The following is a 17,249-nucleotide window of genomic DNA, read 5'->3' as shown; positions in this document are numbered from 1 at the left end:
CCTTAACTGGCCACAATACGCGCGGCAATGCGCTTACTTTGGCCGTGATATAAACCGTGCACCAACACTAAGCCCGCTGCCATAACACCGGCCAACACACCTAAATGGCGAAGGTCGTACATTTGATTTTGCATCAGCACACTGCGGTAGGCGTCAATCATAAAAGCCAGCGGGTTCCAGGTTAGCAGGGCTTGTTTTAGCGCCTCGTTTTGTACTTGATTAATGTCCCAAAAAATACCCGAGGTAAACAACATAAACATGGTACCCATGTGAATTAACATGCGCACATCACGCACGTAGCTGACTAACCACGCTCCAAGTAGAGTACAAAATGCGATAAACACGTACTGGGTAACCATAAGCGGCACCAGCCATAACCAGTTTAGCGTTGGCATATTGTCGTAGTACATCACCATGGCGAACAACACCAAAAACACTGCCCATTGCTTGTACAGCACCTCTTGCAAGGTTACGTAGGGGAATAATGTTTTGGGTACATCCAGCTGCCCCATTAGGCCTTTGTTCTGCACCAGGCTATTGCTGCCGCTATTAACGGATTTAGAGAACCACAGAAAAGGGATTTTGCCGCACATTAAAAACAACAGAAAATCTGCTTTCCCACTAGCAAGCACTACATCAAATACGAAGTAAAACACCAACACGTAGAGTACTGGCTCGAGCACCCACCACAAATAACTTAAGTACAGTTTAGAGGCCTCGGCCTTCAGCGACATGCGCGCCTGTACATCTACCAGCTCAAAAAATTGCCTTAAGCGCACTTACACAGCCCCTTGGTAATTGGCCGGAGCGGCGATAAAAAACGGGTTAAGCAGGCTACTCTTTTGGTTGTACACCAGCGGCTTGCCTGAGTCGGCGTGTACAATTTTACCGCCGGCGCCGGCTAATACCGCATGGGCAGCAGCGGTATCCCACTCGCTGGTCAAACCTAAGCGCGGGTATAAATGCGCGGCCCCCTCTGCCACCAGGCAAATTTTTAGCGAGCTACCCATGCTGGTGATGGTGGGGTTATTAAAGGCGGTTAAAAACTCAATAAACTCGTCGCTTTGGTGCGAGCGGCTACCCACTACGCACCAGTTGTCTTTACCGCTTGGCAGGCTCCCTACCTGTATTTTGCCACTGCCCGCTGCCGTGTTTTTTTGGCTGCCGTTACTGGCCACACCGCCTTGGTAGGTCACCCCAAGTGCTGGCGCGACGACCACGCCCCACACTGGCTCGCCGTTAACAACGTGCGCAATGTTTACCGTGAACTCGCCATTTTTTTTAATAAACTCTTTGGTGCCATCAAGTGGGTCGACCAACCAGTACTCGCCCCAAGTTTGGCGCTCGGCCCAGTCGGTGGTGGCGCTCTCCTCAGACAACACCGGCACATCGGGTGTTAATGTAGTAAGCTCGGCCACGATCAGCCTGTGGGCGGCTAGGTCAGCCTCGGTAAGGGGGCTATCGTCAGATTTATTGTGTACTTCAAAGTCGCGCTGATAAATGCTTAAAATTGCATCGCCGGCTTGCTGTGCGATGCTTACCACTTGCTGGTAGGCGGCGGGCGACAAAGTGCTGGTTGCTGACATGAAACAGTCCAAATAAGATTTATAAAACGTTTAAAATCGACTCAACGCCCTGAGTAACCGTAATATCGGTGGTGTTTAATATTAGCTCGGCGCTTTCGGGTTGCTCGTAGGGGTCGCTCACACCGGTAAATTGCTTAATAACACCGGCGCGGGCTTTTTTGTACAAGCCTTTAGGGTCGCGCTTCTCGCACACGCTTAAAGGCGTGTCTAAAAACACCTCGACAAACTCGCCGGGTTTAAACATCGAGCGGACCATTTGACGGTCGCGTTTGTAGGGAGAGATAAACGCACAAATCACAATCAAGCCCGACTCCACCATCAACTTGGCTACCTCGCCTACGCGGCGAATGTTTTCGGCCCGGTCGGACTCGGTCATGCCTAAATCTTTGTTTAAGCCGTGGCGGACGTTATCGCCATCGAGCAAAAAAGAGTTAAAGCCATTGGCGTGTAAGGTGGCATCCAGCGCATTGGCCACTGTCGACTTACCCGAGCCCGAGAGCCCCGTAAGCCAAATGCAGCGCGGCGTTTGCCCCATAGAGGCGGCCCGCTCGGCGGGGCACACTGTGCTTTTGTGCCATACGGCATTGGAGGGAAGCGTAATGTCTTTAAGCTCGTAAGGGTGGCTAGATTTTGATTTGTCCATATATCGAATCTCAATGTCACTTACACTGAAGCACTCAGCGACTACAAGGCCGAAGGTGTCACCCCGTTACTGCACAATAAATAAGCAGGAGCTTAATGAAGACGTAAAGAGAAAAACTAAAGGMATCGATTGATGCGCTGTTCATTCCCTCGCGGCGGCCTATATCCCTTGGCGTCCTACAAGCTCCTTTAAGGGCTAACGCTGGGCGGGCCATTGGCGCCACCTGTTGCTGCTAATAGTGGGATTCTACCCCATGCGTTGCCCTGCACCAAGCGTGGGGTTGAGCGCCATGGGCACTGGATCGCAATTTGAGTAATTGGTACCTAGGCCCATTATTGCTCTAAATGTCGCCTCAGCCAACGCCACGCCCAGGCGCCAACCAACACATTGGTGATGGCCGATGCGGCAAACAAACCGTCTAGCCCCCACAAAAACTGCAAAACCCCCGCCAGTGGTAAAAATAGCACCAACACCCGGCACAGAGACAAAAGCATGGCCGGCCATGGCGTGCCCAAACCGTTAAATGCCGCGTTGCAAGACATTACCAAGCCGTAGGCGCCGTAGCTAATGGGCACAATGGCCAGATAGCGTACGGCCACGGCCGCCACCTCGGCATGATCGGTAAACAGCCCGGCAATAAAAGGCCCTAAAAACCACAAGATGGCCGCCAGCAGCAGGCCAAAGCCCACACAAAATACCAGTAGGATACGCTGGGCCTCGGCTAACCGCGCTTGCTTACCGGCGGCGTGGTTTTGGCCAAAAAATGGGCCGATAACACCCGACAACGCGTAAAACACAATCAGCGCCACCGGCTCGACCCGCACGGCAATGCCTAGCCCGGCTACGGCGTCGTTACCGTAGCGTGCCACCATCATCACCACGATGGCGCTGGCCAGCGGGATAATCATATTGGCGGCCATGGCCGGCAGCCCAACATGTACTACCGAGCGCCAGGAGGCCAACAGCCGCGCCCAAGGCGCTAGTGGGTTGACCAATAGCTCTACCCGCACCCGCAAAATGTACAGCGCCACTATCAGCGTAAGGCTGCGGGTAATTAAGGTGGCCCACGCCGCCCCGGCCAAACCAAGCTCGGGCGCGCCCAGTAAACCAAAAATCAAGATCGGGTCGAGAGCGGCATTAAACAACGCCGCCACCCCCATTAGGGTGCCCTGGATTTGGCTTAACCCCATGGCCCTCAATGAAGCCAGCGCCACCATCGGCACCAGTAAACACGGCGCACTGATGTACCAAATACTCATGTACTGATGAATTAAAGGCAGCAGCTCGGCCGAGGCGCCCAGCAAGGTAAACAGCGGGTTAATGGTTAACCAGCCCACAAGGCACACGGTCACCGATAACAATAGGGTTAAGGTAACCGCATCGGTGGCTAAGCGCTGGGCTCGATAGGAATCGCCCGCGCCCACCCCTCGCGCCACGGCCGACGAGGTGCCGGCGCCCAAACCAATGCCCATGCTGGTAAGCAACATAACCACCGGGAAGGTAAAGCTCATGGCCGCCAACGGCGCATTGCCCAACTGCGCCACAAAAAAGGTATCCACCACGTTAAACGACATAGTCGCCAGCAGCCCCCACACCATAGGCAGCGCGAGCGAACGAAGCTGCCGGGGTACGGAGCCTTCTGTCAAAGTCGCGGGCATGGGAGGCATAAAAAGGCCTGTAACGGGGTGAATGTAAAGCTGCGGCAGTATACACCATCGGGCCAACGGGCCTCTTGCTAGCGCGGGCATTTCTGCATTTAAGCCGCTGGGGCCGGCTTTGGCTTTCCTTGCTACCGCCGGCATTTGTGCGTCCCTGCACATCACCCAAGGTCTCCGCTACGCTGCGCCCGGGATGACGCTGTAGAGGGTTCGTCATTCCAGCGAAGGCGGGAATCTAGTGTCTTTTGGTGTGGCACTTTGCCGCTGCAGTCGTACTGTTTGCTCGAAGCCACTGGGGCTGGTGTCGGTTCTCCCTGCACCCGCCGGCATTCGTACATTTAAGCCGCTGGGGCCGGCTTTGGCTTTCCTTGCTACCGCCGGCATTTGTGCGTCCCTGCACATCACCCAAGGTCTCCGCTACGCTGCGCCCGGGATGACGTTGTAGGTAGTTTGGTATCGTAATTCGCTTCGCGGCGCCCTGTCCGTCATTCCCGTGAAAACGGGAATCTAGAGTCTGCAATTTTTTTGGAGCCACCTCGTTCTCCGTCCCCCTTCACCCGCCCCCTGCCTCTAAGTCACTGGGTCCCGGGTCTCTGCTACGCTGCGCCCGGGATGACGCTGTAGAGGGTTCGTCATTCCCGCGAAGGCGGGAATCTAGTGTCTTCTATCTCGTCATTCCCGTGAAAGCGGGAATCTAGTGCCTTTCATCCCGCCCCACTCCACACCCATCCGTTCGCCATTCCCCTTAACCCGCTCCCCTCCATACCTGCGACAATAAGACGCAGCTGCCACCTGGCCGACTAAACCGTATAATGCCGCTATGGCCACCTCTTACCTCACACTAAAAGCCCCGTCCGAGCACTGCCGGCAGCTTGTTGTCATGCGCTCGATGGTGATTCTTACGTTGGCGGTTACGGCTTCGGTGGCGAGTAAGATGGGGCTGGCGCATTTGCCGTTAATGCCCATTTTGGGTGTGTTGTTGGCATTAACGGCCGCCAACGGCTTATCGATATTGCGATTGCGCCAACCCAAAAGCGTCACGGCTACGGAGCTAACGGCGCAATTGTTAATTGATATTTTGGCGGTGACAGCCATCGCCTATTTTACCGGCGGCGCTACCAATCCATTTTTAAGTTACCTGCTGGTACCCGTTTGTATCGCTGCGGCGACGCTACCGTCTAAACACGCATGGGCCGTGAGTGCGGTAGGCATTATTTTGTACGGCTTGCTGTTGCGCTGGTATGTGCCACTGCAATGGCTGGCACCGCCCGGTGGCGGGCATCAGCACCACGCCAGTGGCCCAAACTGGCATGTGCTGGGCATGTGGCTTAACTTTGCTTTAAGCGCCATCCTAATTAGTTTTTTTGTGGTGCGTATGGCCAGTGCCGTGCGGGTGCAGCAAGATGAGCTTAACCGCCGCCGTGAAGAAGATTTAAGAGACGAGCAATTACTGGCCGTAGCCACCCAAGCTGCCGGCACCGCGCACGAACTGGGCACCCCGCTTAGCACCATGAAGGTTTTGCTGGCTGACTTACGCCAGGACACCCAGGCAAGAAAAAGCTTTGGGGAGGATTTAGACGAGCTATACCGGCAGGTTAACCAGTGCGCCGATATTTTAACGAGCTTGCGCGAGCGCTCGGATTTAAGCCGGCTGCACGAGCCAACGCCATTGCCAGCGCGCGAGTACTGCCGTACCTTGCTGGATCACTGGCAGCTATTGCGCCCGGAGGCCCGCTCTGAAATTGACATCAGTGATCACTTAACCCAAAAGCACGTACGGTTTCACGCCACCATCGAACAAGCGATTATCAATGTGCTTAACAACGCCGCCGATGCCAGTCCCAACCATCTAAGTATTCATGTGTCGAGCGACACAGACCACTTAATATGGCAAGTTGACGACCGGGGTGAGGGTTTACCTGAAGCGGCGTTGCAGGCAATGGGTAAAACGTTGTTTTCTAGCAAGCCGGACGGTATGGGGTTGGGTCTGTTTTTAACCCATGCGAGCATTCAACGTTTTGGGGGTAGCGTAACCTTGGCACCGCGCCCCGAAGGCGGCACCACCACCACCATTAAACTACCGCTGGACGTTTAGCATGAGCAACAGCGCCGACTTTTTAATTGTTGATGACGACACCATATTCGCCTCTACACTGCAGCGCTCTCTAGCTCGACGCAGCTACCTTGCCGATACCGCAAATAGCGCCGCGAGCGCGAGCCAATACGCACAAGAGCGAAATTATCAGTACGCCATTATCGATTTAAAAATTGCCAACGACTCGGGGCTTGATGTTATTGAGGCTTTAATAAAGCATCAACCTGACATTGTTATGATTGTGCTCACCGGCTACTCCAGCATCGCCACCGCCGTGCAGGCCATAAAGCTTGGCGCCAAAAATTATTTATGCAAACCCGCCGACACCGATGAAATTCTAGGCGCGCTAGGCATTAATAAAGCCTGCGAGCCGAGCATCCCCGAGCGCCCGCCCTCGGTCGACCGGCTTGCCTGGGAGCATATTCAAAAAGTGCTGCAAGAAAACGACGGTAACATCTCCGCCACCGCCCGTTCGCTGGGTATGCACCGACGCACATTACAGCGCAAACTCACTAAAAGGCCGGTGAAGGATTAGTTGAAGGGTTGGTCTGGTTGTGGCTATCCTTGGCTCCCGTCGGCATTTGTGCGGCCCTGCACCTAGGCCACTGGGTCCCGGGTCTCCGCTACACTACGCCCGGGACGACGTTGTAGTGTGGTTGGGTCTTTGTGTCGTCATTCCCGTGAAAACGGGAATCTAGTGTCTGCGTTTTCGGTGCCACCCCACCCGCCAAGCTATAAAATATCGCCATAAAGGTCGCGCCAATAGGGATTATGAGTTTCGATTAGCTCAACCTTCCAGCGGCGCTGCCAGTGTTTTATTTGCTTTTCTCTCGCGATGGCCGCCAGCATATCGTCGTGCATTTCAAAATACACCAAATAGGTAACCTTATATTTTTGTGTAAACCTCGCTACCTGGTGCTGCTTGTGTTGCCATACCCGTTGGACCAAGTGGCTGGTTACACCAACGTATAGGCTGCCGTTACGTTTACGGATAGGATATAGACCGCTGGCTGCTTCATCGCGAACTCCTTTTCGACGTTTGTGTAAGGTTAGCTTGCCAAAGTTGCCATAACCAATGATCTAGACGATTTTTTAATCCTTACGGGTTTGGTTGGTGTAGTGCCATTTCTGCGAAGGCGGGAATCTAACGTCTTTTATCCCATCACTCCCGTGAGAACGGGAGTCTAGTGGCCCCGTTATTTGAAGTCACTCCGCGCTCCGTACCCCTTAGCCCGCTTCCGGTCTCTAAGCCACTGGGCCCCGGGTCTCCACTACGCCCAGGGCGACGTTGTAGGTAGTTTGGTGTCGTCATTCGCTTCGCGGCATTCTGTGCGACGGCACTTCCAATCCGTCATTCCCGTGAAAACGGGAATCCAGTGGCCGCGTTATTTGAAGCCACTCCGTTCTCCGTTCTCCGTACTCCTTAGCTCGCCCCCCCCTAAAGCGTATAAGCCAAAATAATAGCGTCTTCACGCCCTTTGGCGGCGGGGTAGTAATTGGGGCGGGTGCCGACTTCGACAAAGCCGGTAGCTTCGTAAAGGGCGATAGCTGATTGGTTTGACTCGCGAACTTCGAGGTAGAGGGTGTCGGCGTAGGGAGTGACGGCTTTAATAACATGCTGCAACAGTGCACGCGCTATGCCCTGGCGCCTATTTTTTTTGGCGACCGCCAAATTGAGTAACTCGGCGTTACCGGCAACTGCATTTACCACGGCAAAGCCAACAATATGCTCGTTGTTAAAGGCAACGACGCAAGGCTGACGAACACCCAGGCAATCGCTAAACAGTTTTCGGCTCCAGGGAAAGGCGTGGGCCTCGCACTCTAGCTGGCAAATGGCGTCGAGCAGGCTCTCGTCTAGCAACCGAAACTCTAATGTCGAGCCGCTGCTCGATAAGCCCGAGCCTTTAAGGTTGTCGGGCAGCAGCTTGGGCTCAGCCATTATTGTGTACCGTTGACCAGAGTTTTGTTTTGAGCTCGGGGGTATTGAGCATTTCGGTTAGGCTGGGTAGCACCAGAGCCTTACGCACTTCAGATTCACCATCGGCCGAGGCAAGCGCTAAGCGTTTAAAATGGTACGACTCGGGTGTTTCTTTGGTCGCATCCGGCTGCAATAAAAACTTAGCGGCTTCTGCTCCAAACAACCAGACCGATGCATCGGGTGTTTTTTGCAGCTCTTCCGAGAACCATGCCTGTAGCTCCACTTGCATGTCCTCGCGGGTATAAAGGTTGGCCACTTTTTCGCTTATGGGGCAGCGAACCGCTTCACCCGCATTAACTTGCACGTCTGGCCGCCACAAAAGCTTGAGGATGTTGTGTAGCAGTTTATCGCTCGGCAAGGCGGTGCCGGGCTGGTAATGATCTAACACGATTAAATCATCGGCTGGGCGCCACAGGTGCAGGTGGATGGTCTCTAATACTTCACGGCGTTTAGGCACGGCCGCTTTTAACGGCTCTTTGCGTACCGGCGCCGACTTGCTAACGCCCATATCGCGCAGCACCTGACCGACAGCTTCTGCGCCGGCGGCGGTAGGCGCGCGGCCCACCGGCTGTTCCGTAAGTCCGGCGCCCTGCACGGCGGAAGGTTGCGCCGAAACACCCGCCAACGGCTGCGGAGCCGGCGCCTCGGTGGCCTGCGGTAGCGGGCAAGGTACCGAGGGCTGCGCCCAGGGCAAGATCAACCGAGGGACAAAAGTCTCGATGCCTAGTGCCGACAAATAGCGTTGGCGTTGCAGTTCATCCATAACGGTGCCCGGTTATATGCCTTCGCGCTGCGGATGCGAGCGCTCGGGCGCGACCAATAAATTCAGCGCGTGTAAATAGGCTTTAGCCGATGCGACAACGATATCGGTATCGGCGCCGACGCCATTAACAATGTGGCCGTCTTTTTCTAACCGCACCGTCACGTCCCCTTGCGAGTCTGTGCCCTGTGTAATGGCATTAACCGAATAAAGCTTAAGGGTTGCGCCGCTTTTTACCACGCTCTCGATGGCCTTGTAGGTGGCGTCGACCGGGCCACTTCCGGTGGCGGTGCAGGTGTGCGGCTCGCCATTGATTTTTACATTAATGGTGGTGGTTGGCTGCTGCCCACTTTTGGAGTGCACCTCCATTTCACCCAGCTGATACACCTCGACCACCTCTTGCGGGCGAACATCACTGACCAGCGCCTGTAGATCCTCGTCAAAGATTTCGTGCTTTTTATCGGCCAGGTCTTTAAAGCGGGCAAACGCCGCGCCCAGTGCTTCGGGGTTATCAAAGGTAATGCCCAACGCCTCAAAGCGAGCTTTTACGGCGGCGCGGCCCGAGTGCTTGCCCAACACCAGTTTGTTGGTGTTCCAGCCGACATCTTCGGCGCGCATAATCTCGTAGGTTTCGCGGTGTTTGAGCACCCCGTCTTGATGAATGCCCGACTCGTGGGCAAACGCGTTGGCGCCAACAATAGCTTTGTTGGGCTGCACGGGGAAGCCGGTGATGCTGCTGACCAAGCGCGAGGTAGAGACGATGTGTTGCGCGTCGATTGTGGTTTCCACCGGCATCATATCCTGGCGGGTGCGTACCGCCATGACGATTTCTTCCAGCGCGGCGTTACCAGCGCGCTCGCCCAGGCCGTTAATGGTGCACTCAACTTGACGGGCGCCGTGCATAACGGCCGATAGACTATTGGCCACGGCCAGGCCTAAATCATTGTGGCAGTGCGTCGAGAAGATGGCTTTATCGGCGTTGGGGATATTGCCAATAAGGCGTCCGAACATTTGGCCGTACTCGCCTGGCTCGCCATAACCAACGGTATCGGGCAAGTTGATGGTACCCGCCCCGGCGTCGATAACGGCCTCGATAATTTGACACATAAAGTCAAACTCCGAGCGGCTGGCATCCTCCAAAGAGAACTCGACGTTATCGGTGTGGTTGCGCGCGAGTTTAACGGCGGCGACGGCTTGCTCGAGCACCTTGGGCGGATCCATCTTTAATTTGTACTGCATATGGATCGGGGAGGTGGCGATAAAGGTGTGAATCCGGCCGCTGTTCGCGGGCTTAATCGCCTCGGCCGCACGCTCGATATCGCCCGGCACCGCCCGTGCCAACGAGCAAATCGTGCTGTCTTTAACCGCGCGGGCAATCGCCTGAATCGACTCAAAATCACCTTTACTGGCGATAGCAAAGCCTGCCTCAATCACGTCGACCCGCATTTTCTCAAGCATTTTGGCGATGCGGATTTTTTCATCCCGCGTCATAGAGGCGCCCGGGCTCTGCTCGCCGTCGCGCAAGGTCGTATCAAAAATATAAAGTTTGTCGTTACTGGCCATGGTGGTTCCCGATAATGCAGTGGCGCACCCCGCTGGGTGCTTTTTCATACTGGCATTATAAGGGTTAGCCGGCCGGAAACCTACCGCAGCGGTTAACGGGGGATTGCTGGGTGTGGGCTTGTGTGGTTAAAACCGCTGGGGCCGGTGCTCCCTGCACCCGTCGGTATTTGTGTGTCCTGCACATAAGTCACTGGATCCCCGATCGCCGCTTCGCTCTGTCGGGTACGACGGCGTAGAGGGGGCGTCATTCCCGTGAAAACGGGAATCTAGTGTCTGCTTTTTTGGAACCACCTCGTTCTCTGTCCCCCATCACCCGTTCCCCATCGCAAAGCTACTAGGGCCGGCTTTGGCTTTCCTTGCTACCGCCGGCACTTGTGCGTCCCTGCACATCATCCAAGGTCTTCGCTGCGCTACGCCCTGGACGACGGCGTAGAGGGGGCGTCATTCCCGTGAAAACGGGAATCTAGTGTCTATATCTCCAGAGCCACCCGCTCCCCATCACGAAACACTGCTAGAGCTAATAAGCTTTGGGCCGGTAACCTGCTTTAGGTCTCCTAAAAACTGTGCTTGCCAAGCGTGGATGTCGTGCGCTTCGAGTACATCCATCATTTTGCGCCAACGATCGATTCGCTCATCCAGCGGCATGTTTAGGGCTTTGGCCAAACCACCTGTGATGGCACTGACGTCATAGGGATTAACCACGACGGCGGCGTCTAGCTCGTCGGCGGCACCGGCCAACTCGGATAACACCAGTACGCCCGGATCTTCGGGGTTTTGCGCCGCCACATACTCTTTTGCCACCAGGTTCATACCGTCTTTTAACGGGGTTACCAAACCTACGTGGGCTAAGTTGTACATCGCCAGAATAGTACGACGGCGAAACCCTCGGTTTAAGTAGCGCAGGGGCATCCAGTCAAAATCGGCGTAGGTGCCGATAATATGTCCGGCTTCGCGATCGATACGTTTGGCAAGGTCACCGTAGGCCTGTACATCGCCGCGCGAAGTTGGCGATATTTGCAGGTACACCACCCGACGCAGAAACTCTTGATAGTGCCCCAGCAGCTTGTCGTATGCCTGAAATCGCTGCACTAAGCCCTTGGAGTAATCCAAACGATCCACCCCAATGACCAGGCTGCGATCGCCTAGACTACTGTATAAGCGTCGATACTCGTCGGTTTGCATACCGGCATGAGCTGCGCCATGGAGCGCCGAGGTTTCGACACTAATCGGGTAAACACGAGCGGTACAGTGTAAATTGCCCAGTCGCAGCTTGTCGTTTTTAAGAATCTCACCACCAAGGCCCTGGGCGATGCCCATACAAAAGCCCATATGGTCGCCCTCGGTTTGAAAGCCGACCAAGTCGTAATGCATTAAGCCTTTTAAGATTTTCTCATAGCCCGGCACAGTGCGCAGTAAATCTAGCGATGGAAAGGGCGTATGCAAAAAGAAGCCGATCGGGTTTTTAATACCGGCATCGCGCAACATTTTGCCCAGCGGAATCAGGTGGTAGTCGTGAACCCATATGGTGTCGCCGGGCTGAATGATTTTTAGCAGCTCATCGGCAAACTTTTGGTTAGCTTGAAGGTAACCCGATAAGTCCGTATCGCTGTAGCGCATTAGCTCGGGGCGCTGGTGGAACAGCGGCCAGAGCACGCTGTTGGCGTAACCTTTGTAATATTGGTTGTACTCCGATTGGCGCAGGTTGACCGTTACATACTCGATGTTGCCACGTTTTTCAGTTTTGGGGGCATCGTTGCGGTTTTCTATTTTACCGCTCCAACCAAACCAAACACCGCCCTCCTTTTCCATCGCAGCCATCACACCCACGGCCAGCCCGCCTTCAGAGCCTTTGCTAGCGCCATCGCTTTTGGCAACACGATTCGACACCACAATTAATCGACTCATAATTCGGTCTCCCATTTTTTACTTAAGATGCGCGCGCTGTTAATAATGCCCACCATTGAATAGGTTTGCGGGAAGTTACCCCACAGCTCACCGGTTTCCGGGTCCAAATCCTCTGACAACAAACCCAGGTGATTTCGCTTGGAAAGCAAGTCTTCAAATAAATTACGCGCCTCTTCTGTGCGGCCGGCCGACGCCAGCGCATCAATGTACCAAAATGAACAAATGGTAAAGGCGTTTTCTGGGGTGCCGAAGTCGTCTTCGACGACATAGCGGAACAGATACCGGCTGCCGCTGGGCATCAGTTTTTTCTCGATCTCGGCGATGGTACCGGTAAAGCGCGAGTCGCGTCCGTCGATGTAGCCCAACTCACAAGCCAACAGCAGGCTGGCATCCATGGTGTCGCCGCCCCAGGTGGCGGTATAGGCGTTAAGCTCTTTATTAAAACCATTTTCTTCAATGGCATCGCGAATGGTAGCAGAGGCTTTTTTCCAGTATTCGTAACGCTCCGACAACTCGAGTTTGCGCGCGATTTTGGCCAACCGGTCGGTGGCGGCCCAGCACATCATGCTGGAAAAAGTGTGCACGTGCTTGCTGCCGCGTAACTCCCACAAACCGGCATCGGGCTGGTTGTAATAGGTGTAGGCTTTTTCGCCCATGGTTTCGAGTAGCTCAAACAGCTCTTTGCTACCTGGGCGACGAATGCGTTCGTCAAAAAACATTTGCGTGGCCGAGAGCACAATCGCCCCGTACACATCGTGCTGAATTTGCTCGGCGGCTTGGTTGCCCACCCGCACCGGGCCCATACCGCGATACCCAGGTAAACTGTGAGCGATCCGCTCTGGCATCTGCTTGGTACCATTAATGCAGAACACAGGTTGCAGGTGCTCTTCACTCATTCCGGCGACTATATTTACAAGATATTGTAAATACTGCTCCATGGTACGGGTCGCGCCCAGGCGGTTGAGCGCGTGTACGGTAAAGTAGCTGTCGCGCAACCAGCAAAAGCGGTAATCCCAATTGCGCTCAGAGTGGCTCGCCTCGGGCAGCGAGGTGGTCATGGCCGCGATGATCGCGCCGGTGTCTTCGTAGGCACTAAGCTTAAGGGTGATGGCCGCCCGGATAACGGCATCTTGCCATTCAAACGGTATCGCCAAATAGCGCGACCACTCGAGCCAGTAGGATTCAGTCTCGACCAAAAAGCGCTCGGTTAACTGCTTAATGGGCTCATTAATGGATTGATCATCGCCAAACACCAAGTAGTGCTCACCATCTAGAATAAACCAGGTTTCGTCCATAATGGCAGTGACGGACATACCCGTGGTTAGGCGCAACGCCATATCGCAGCCTAAATAGCGGATATGGTTGCTGCCCTGAATTTTGCGGTAGCCTTGCGATCCATCGTCACAGGCGGGCCGCAGGCGAATGCGGACTTTAGGAGAGCCTATTGGCTTGAGTTTACGCGAGAGCATCATGGGCCTAAACATACGCCCATACTGCATAAAGCGCGGCACGAAGTCGGTTACCGTCACGCCATTGCCGTTGGCGTCGTACAGAGTGGTGACCAAAATCGCGGTGTTTTTTTCGTAATGTTGTTCGCTATGGCTAAAATTTTCTAAGTCGATAGCGTAGGTACCCATGATGGTTTCTGGGTCGTCGGTTTTTAACAGGGAGCTAAATACCGGCTCGCCGTCAAACCTAGGTAAACAATTCCAAACAATCTCTGCTTTTTTATCGACTAATGCCCCAATGACGCAATTACCGATTAGCGCCAGTTCCAAGTTTCGTTCTGTCATCTAGTTGCCTCAACTTATCCAGCTGTAACTGCAAAAATGCAAGAACCTCGCCAGTATCGGAAAGCCGAACATTTGCACAGCTTGGCCCTTCCCCCACCTTGATGGAAACCCCTCCCTGAGCGTTCACCCAAGCAAACCCATCTTCATCGGTTGTGTCATCACCAATATAGACGGGCTGGCGGCCGCTGAAAGGCGTTGTGCTCATAAATCGTGCAATGGCAACGCCTTTATCCACCCCGACCGGCTGAATTTCGTACACGCAGTTACCTCTTATCACGCGCACCAGGTCGCTATCATCCAATGCCAACTCCTTTGCAATATAGGCCTCAATCTCCGGCTGTTTGGCGGGATTTTTACGATAATGTAGCGCGACAGCATGGCCTTTATCTTCTGCAATAAGGTGGTGTTTCTCGGCAAAACTCAGCAATAGCGAGCGTATTTCGGCAAAGCCTTTACTGGCGAGCTCGGTATGACTAACGGGGCCGTCACCATAGCGCCACTGGGCGCCATGACTACCGGCCATGGTTAGGGGTAAATCCACTAAGCCACTGAGCGATTCGATCGAACGCCCCGAGACCAGCGCTAACGCACCATTAAGACGCAATGCCAGCTGCCCCAAGACCTCGCGCAGCGCCGCAGGTACGACCACCCCCTCTGGGGTTGAGGCAAAGTCGACTAGCGTGCCGTCGAAGTCTAAAAATAGGGCGAGTTTACTTGCGTCTTTAATTTCCATGGATCCTCTACGGAATAAATGTGTGTGACATGTATTACTCCATTGACTATACCAAGCTGAACAAGGATTAAAAATAATTCGGGTGACATAAACAGAGGAATGAACTCAATAATGCCGTGGGCGCATGTGACCCAAACGGATGTGAGGAAGTAGAACAAAGCCGGAGCCGTTGACGAGATGCGCAGGAACGGCGACCCGAGTGAGAGTCACTCACCCATCCCCAAGTTCTCTACAACAAAAAATCCCCGACGGCATACGCCATCGGGGATTTAGGATTAGAAGCTTGAAGCTCGGCACAGCCGGCCCGGCCCTGAGCACAGATCAGGTCGTTCTTCACTGCAAAAGACTCTCACTCTTTTGCAGGCTTCGCCACCGTTCATCACCCAACTGACGTGTAGAATGCACTAATGCCGCGAGCGTATGAATGCGCAGGAGCGGTCTCACAGATGTATCGGCAGTCAGGCATTTTCAGACGGTAAATAAAAAATGCCCAACCGATTTCTCGATTGGGCATTTTAAATTAGAAGCTTGACGATGACCTACTTGACGTGAATGGATTCACTAATGCCGCAGGCGCATGGATGCGCAGGAGCGGTCTCACATGGGGATCAAACGGCAGGATTGCCGTTTCAGATAGCCGGAGGCTACCCGAAGGGCGAAGGCCATGGATGGCCTGAGTCAAACCCCACACATAAACAGCGGGGCTGACGTGAAAGGATTCACTAATGCCGTGGGCGCAGGGATGCGCAGGAACGGCGGCCCCGTGTGAGAGTAGTGCATCGTCAAGCCTCACCTAACGTGGATAAAACCCAGACAAGAAAAACGCCCTGCAGGATAACCTACAGGGCGTTTAGATTAGAAGCTTGACGATGACCTACAGTGGGTTACGAGCGGTGCTCGTAATCGCTTCGCGACGCTAGGGCGCCCTAGCACTCGTTCCTACTGAACAGAGGCTTTTAGTAGGCCCCATGAGCGCAGCGAGTGCTTTGGGTCCACATGGCACTTCGTGCGAGGTAGGGAAAGTAATTCAGCGTATTCAAAATAAAAAAGGCCCATCCTATTCAGGATGGGCCTTATTTATTTAGAAGCTTGACGATGACCTACTCTCACATGGGGAAACCCCACACTACCATCGGCGCTGAATCGTTTCACTACTGAGTTCGGAATGGGATCAGGTGGTTCCAATTCGCTATGGTCGTCAAGCAAACAGGCTTGGTGTGTTTTCGGTCTTATCGGCGTTTGCCGGGCCTACTCACGCAACCAAATAGGGTGATGAATTAAGTTGTTACTTACTCTATAAATTGCTGAGGACAGTCTGTGTATGTCTCACTCGAGTCCGTCGATTGATCATGTTACGTTTTCTCTCGTAACCCATCAGTCGTTTCTGTTATATGGTCAAGCCTCACGGGCAATTAGTACTGGTTAGCTCAACGCCTCACAACGCTTCCACACCCAGCCTATCAACGTGGTAGTCTTCCACGGCCCTTTAGGGGATTCAAGATCCCAGGGAAAGCTTATCTTGAAGGAGGCTTCCCGCTTAGATGCTTTCAGCGGTTATCCCGTCCGAACATAGCTACCGGGCAATGCCATTGGCATGACAACCCGAACACCAGAGGTTCGTTCACTCCGGTCCTCTCGTACTAGGAGCAACTCTTCTCAACTTTCCAACGCCCACGGCAGATAGGGACCGAACTGTCTCACGACGTTCTAAACCCAGCTCGCGTACCACTTTAAATGGCGAACAGCCATACCCTTGGGACCGGCTTCAGCCCCAGGATGTGATGAGCCGACATCGAGGTGCCAAACACCGCCGTCGATGTGAACTCTTGGGCGGTATCAGCCTGTTATCCCCGGAGTACCTTTTATCCGTTGAGCGACGACCCTTCCATACAGAATCGCCGGATCACTATGACCTACTTTCGTACCTGCTCGACGTGTCAGTCTCGCAGTTAAGCTGGCTTGTGCCATTACACTAACCTCCTGATTTCCGACCAGGATTAGCCAACCTTCGTGCTCCTCCGTTACTCTTTGGGAGGAGACCGCCCCAGTCAAACTACCCACCATACACTGTCCGCGATCCCGATAAGGGACCTGCGTTAGAACCCCAAACATACCAGGGTGGTATTTCAAGGTTGGCTCCACCACAACTAGCGTCATGGTTTCAAAGCCTCCCACCTATCCTACACAAATAGGTTCAGAGTTCAGTGTAAAGCTATAGTAAAGGTTCACGGGGTCTTTCCGTCTAGCCGCGGGAACACTGCATCTTAACAGCGATTTCAATTTCACTGAGTCTTGGGTGGAGACAGCGTGGCCATCGTTACGCCATTCGTGCAGGTCGGAACTTACCCGACAAGGAATTTCGCTACCTTAGGACCGTTATAGTTACGGCCGCCGTTTACCGGGGCTTCGATCAAGAGCTTCGCCGAAGCTAACCCCATCAATTAACCTTCCGGCACCGGGCAGGCGTCATACCGTATACGTCCACTTACGTGTTTGCACAGTACTATGTTTTTAATAAACAGTCGCAGCCACCTG

General features: G+C 54.1%; 13 protein-coding genes and 2 rRNA genes (1 of these 15 only partly in view). 2 read left to right on the top strand and 13 right to left on the bottom strand.

What is annotated here, in order from left to right; all coding sequences use genetic code 11:
- Window positions 1–2: 2 nt before the first annotated feature.
- From SD69_RS05645 to SD69_RS05630, 4 genes are all read right to left on the bottom strand, one after another.
- Entirely contained in the window at window positions 3–779 is a 777-nt protein-coding gene (locus SD69_RS05645) for an ABC transporter permease (RefSeq protein ID WP_041522434.1), read from the bottom strand.
- A complete protein-coding gene (gene cysQ, locus SD69_RS05640; RefSeq protein ID WP_052480919.1) occupies window positions 780–1,586 on the bottom strand; it encodes a 3'(2'),5'-bisphosphate nucleotidase CysQ in 807 nt (268 codons plus the stop codon).
- Window positions 1,587–1,605: 19 nt separating this feature from the next.
- Window positions 1,606–2,229: an adenylyl-sulfate kinase gene (cysC, locus tag SD69_RS05635; RefSeq protein ID WP_041522433.1), complete on the bottom strand. Its 624-nt coding sequence runs from the start codon at window positions 2,227–2,229 to the stop codon at window positions 1,606–1,608.
- Between the two features lie 332 nt (window positions 2,230–2,561).
- A complete protein-coding gene (locus SD69_RS05630; protein ID WP_041524476.1) occupies window positions 2,562–3,896 on the bottom strand; it encodes an MATE family efflux transporter in 1,335 nt (444 codons plus the stop codon).
- An 811-nt stretch (window positions 3,897–4,707) separates the two neighbouring features.
- On the opposite strand from SD69_RS05630, the gene SD69_RS05625 reads away from it, so the two are divergent.
- Complete coding sequence (locus SD69_RS05625; protein ID WP_041522432.1) at window positions 4,708–5,982, top strand: ATP-binding protein; 1,275 nt, start codon at window positions 4,708–4,710, stop codon at window positions 5,980–5,982.
- Window position 5,983: 1 nt separating this feature from the next.
- The gene (locus SD69_RS05620) at window positions 5,984–6,517 is read left to right on the top strand and encodes a response regulator transcription factor (protein ID WP_041522431.1); all 534 of its coding nucleotides are present in this window, start codon (window positions 5,984–5,986) and stop codon (window positions 6,515–6,517) included.
- A gap of 197 nt (window positions 6,518–6,714) precedes the next feature.
- Here SD69_RS05620 and SD69_RS05615 read toward each other — a convergent pair whose 3' ends face one another.
- The 9 genes from SD69_RS05615 to SD69_RS05575 form a co-directional block, all read right to left on the bottom strand.
- Window positions 6,715–6,930, bottom strand: a complete 216-nt coding sequence (locus SD69_RS05615) for a GIY-YIG nuclease family protein (RefSeq protein ID WP_232301155.1) — start codon at window positions 6,928–6,930, stop codon at window positions 6,715–6,717.
- A 490-nt stretch (window positions 6,931–7,420) separates the two neighbouring features.
- Window positions 7,421–7,921 carry a ribosomal protein S18-alanine N-acetyltransferase gene (rimI, locus tag SD69_RS05610; protein WP_052480918.1) on the bottom strand — a complete coding sequence of 167 codons (501 nt, stop codon included), beginning with the start codon at window positions 7,919–7,921 and terminating at the stop codon, window positions 7,421–7,423.
- Window positions 7,914–8,723, bottom strand: coding sequence for a hypothetical protein (locus tag SD69_RS05605; protein WP_041522429.1), 810 nt, complete (start codon window positions 8,721–8,723; stop codon window positions 7,914–7,916). Before SD69_RS05605 ends, rimI begins: the two co-directional genes overlap by 8 nt.
- A 12-nt stretch (window positions 8,724–8,735) precedes the next feature.
- Window positions 8,736–10,283: a 2-isopropylmalate synthase gene (locus SD69_RS05600; protein WP_041522428.1), complete on the bottom strand. Its 1,548-nt coding sequence runs from the start codon at window positions 10,281–10,283 to the stop codon at window positions 8,736–8,738.
- 498 nt (window positions 10,284–10,781) lie between these two features.
- Window positions 10,782–12,188, bottom strand: coding sequence for an alpha,alpha-trehalose-phosphate synthase (UDP-forming) (locus SD69_RS05595; protein WP_041522427.1), 1,407 nt, complete (start codon window positions 12,186–12,188; stop codon window positions 10,782–10,784).
- Window positions 12,185–13,981, bottom strand: coding sequence for a glycoside hydrolase family 15 protein (locus tag SD69_RS05590; protein ID WP_041522426.1), 1,797 nt, complete (start codon window positions 13,979–13,981; stop codon window positions 12,185–12,187). Before SD69_RS05590 ends, SD69_RS05595 begins: the two co-directional genes overlap by 4 nt.
- Window positions 13,944–14,714 carry a trehalose-phosphatase gene (gene otsB, locus SD69_RS05585; RefSeq protein ID WP_052480917.1) on the bottom strand — a complete coding sequence of 257 codons (771 nt, stop codon included), beginning with the start codon at window positions 14,712–14,714 and terminating at the stop codon, window positions 13,944–13,946. The genes SD69_RS05590 and otsB overlap by 38 nt, the downstream gene beginning before the upstream one ends.
- 1,087 nt (window positions 14,715–15,801) lie before the next feature.
- A 5S ribosomal RNA gene (rrf, locus tag SD69_RS05580) occupies window positions 15,802–15,917 on the bottom strand.
- A gap of 188 nt (window positions 15,918–16,105) precedes the next feature.
- A 23S ribosomal RNA gene (locus tag SD69_RS05575) occupies window positions 16,106–17,249 on the bottom strand; it runs 1,741 nt beyond the window's last position.

Source organism: Gilvimarinus agarilyticus (genome assembly GCF_000832015.1).
Lineage (GTDB): Bacteria > Pseudomonadota > Gammaproteobacteria > Pseudomonadales > Cellvibrionaceae > Gilvimarinus > Gilvimarinus agarilyticus.
The sequence above is the reverse complement of the archived record's forward strand: the minus strand, read 5'-3'. Positions and strand labels throughout refer to the sequence as shown.